The 2441-nt window shown below is 71.2% G+C and carries 3 protein-coding genes; all 3 read left to right on the plus strand.

The window, feature by feature from the left end; all coding sequences use genetic code 11:
* The coding region (locus tag V7116_RS16680; protein ID WP_324393088.1) for an FAD-dependent oxidoreductase at positions 1–1143 on the plus strand (1143 nt) is incomplete at its 5' end.
* Positions 1128–1520: a (2Fe-2S)-binding protein gene (locus V7116_RS16685; protein ID WP_324393089.1), complete on the plus strand. Its 393-nt coding sequence runs from the start codon at positions 1128–1130 to the stop codon at positions 1518–1520. The genes V7116_RS16680 and V7116_RS16685, both read left to right, overlap by 16 nt.
* Positions 1504–2441 (plus strand): FAD-binding protein (locus V7116_RS16690; protein ID WP_324393090.1); only part of this gene is annotated, 938 nt, incomplete at its 3' end. The genes V7116_RS16685 and V7116_RS16690, both read left to right, overlap by 17 nt.

The raw sequence follows: 2441 nt of genomic DNA on the forward strand, positions 1-2441 counted from the left end.
ACCGGAGCCGCCGCCGCCTACGATGCCGCGCGGCGTGGGCTGCGCGTGCTGCTGGTCGAGCAGGGCGACCTGACGACCGGGACCTCCGGGCGCTACCACGGACTGCTGCATTCCGGCGGACGCTACGCCGTACGCGACACCGAAACTGCCCGCGAGTGCATCGACGAAAACACCATTTTGCGCCGCATCGCGCCCTTCGCCATCGAGGACACGGGCGGCCTGTTCGTCGCCACGCCCGCCGATCCGCCGGACTTCGCGCCCAGGTGGGTCGCGGGCTGCGCGCAGGCAGGCATCCGCGCCGACGCGCTGACGCCGGAGCAGGCGCGCGCCCTGGAACCGGGCCTCGCGCCGGATCTGGTCGCGGCGTACCGCGTGCCGGACGGCACGTGTGACTCGTTCGACCTGATCCACGCCTTCGCAGGCGCGGCACAGGCGCTTGGCGGCGACGTGCTAACCTATCACCGCATCGTGGCGCTGCTGCGCGAGGGCGACGCGGTAGTCGGCGCGCGGATCGCGGACGTGCACAGCGGCGCGGAACAGGTCATCCATGCGGCGTGTGTGCTCAACGCGAGCGGCGCGTGGGCGGGCGAAGTTGCGCATCTGGCCGGGCTGGACGTGCGCGTGCTGTTCGACCGGGGCGCGATGATCGCCATGAACATGCGCTGGACCAACACCGTGATCAACCGCCTGCGTCCCCCAGCGGATGGCGACATCCTCGTGCCGGTCGGCACGGTCTGCGTGCTCGGCACGACCTCCGTGCAAACCGATTTTCCGGGCGATACGCGCATCGAGCCGTGGGAGATCAGCCGCATTTTGGCCGAAGCCGACGCGGTGATGCCCGGCATCCGGCAGGGCCGCGCGCTGCGCGCCTGGGCGGGCGTGCGTCCGCTCTACGAGCCGCCCGAAGCGCATCACGACGGCGACGCTGCCGGACGGGCGCTGAAACGCACGTTTTCGGTGATCGACCACGCGCAGCGCGACGGCGTGCGCGGCCTGATCACCGTCACCGGGGCGCGCAGATCGGGACCACCGCGCGCTGCACCACCGCCGACGAGCCGCTGCCGGGGCCGCAAAAATCGCGCCACCACCAGTTGCAGGATCGCCTGCGCAGGCTGGAACACGGCGAAATGCCCGGCGACCTGATTTGTGAGTGCGAGATGGTCACGCGCCCGCAGCTCGACGCCGCCATCGCCGCGTATGGCGATCAGCCCGTCGCGCTGGACGACCTGCGGCGCGATCTGCGGCTGGGCATGGGGCCGTGCCAGGCGGGCTTTTGCAGCTACCGCGCGGCGGCGATCGTGCAGCAGGCGCAGAGCCGCACCAGCGCCGAAGCAACCGACGCCTTCGGCGCGTTCGTAGACGAGCGCTTCAAGGGCGTGCGCCCGCTGCTGTGGGGCCACCAACTGCGCCAGCTTTACCTGGACGAATCGATCTATCGCCGCACGCTGGGCCTGGATCAGCTCACCGCGCCGCGCGAACTGCAGGCCACCGAGGAAGCTGCCGATGTCCAACTCGACTGAGATCACGCCGCGCGGCACGGACGTCCTCGTGATCGGCGCAGGGCTGGCCGGACTGACAGCCGCTGCGCTCGCCGTGCGCGCGGGCGCGTCCGTGCGGCTGATCGCCAAAGGCTGGGGCCAGCAGATGATCGCGCCGGGCTGGATCAGCGTGGCGGATCACGCGGAGGGCAACGTATTGACCGCCGCCGCGCAGATAGCCGCCGACCAGCCCGATCACCCCTATGCAAAGGCCGGAAGGGACGCGATCCCTGCCGCGCTGGACGCGTTCAACGCGATCGCGGAAATGGTCGGCCTGCCCTACCAGCGCCGCGACGATGGCCGCGCGCTGCGCCTGCCGACCGCATTGGGCGCGATCCAGACGCCGCTGATCGCGCCGCGCGGGCTGGCCCAGGGTGACCTGACGGATGTCAGCGGGCCGGTGCTGCTGGTCGGCTTCAAGGGCTGGCGCGACTTTCACCCGGATCTGGCCGCGGGAAATTTACGTGCGCAGGGCATCGACGCGCGGGCCGTGCTGATCGACCCGCCGGAGTTCCGCGACAACTGGGATATGTGGCCGGGCGACTTCGCGCGGCAGATGGATAACACCAGCTTCCGGCAGATCGTCGCGGGGCAGGTCCAGCCGCACGTAAACGGCGCGGCCAAAATCGGCTTCCCCGCCGTGCTGGGCATGGATCGCTCCGGCGAGGCGCTGAACGACCTCGCGGCGGCGCTGGGCTGCCCGGTGTTCGAGATCCCGACGCTGCCGCCGAGCACGCCCGGCGTGCGGTTGAGCAGCCGCCTGCGGACGTGGCTGCTGCGCCAGCGTGCCCGCGTGCAGATCGGGCACCCGGTGGTGCGGACGCGCGTCGAGGGCGGGCGCTGCGTGGGGGTCGAGGTCGAGGGACTGGGCCACGCCACGCCGTTTCACGCCGATCAATTCAT

Source organism: Aggregatilinea sp., assembly GCF_036822615.1.
GTDB lineage: Bacteria > Chloroflexota > Anaerolineae > Aggregatilineales > Aggregatilineaceae > Aggregatilinea.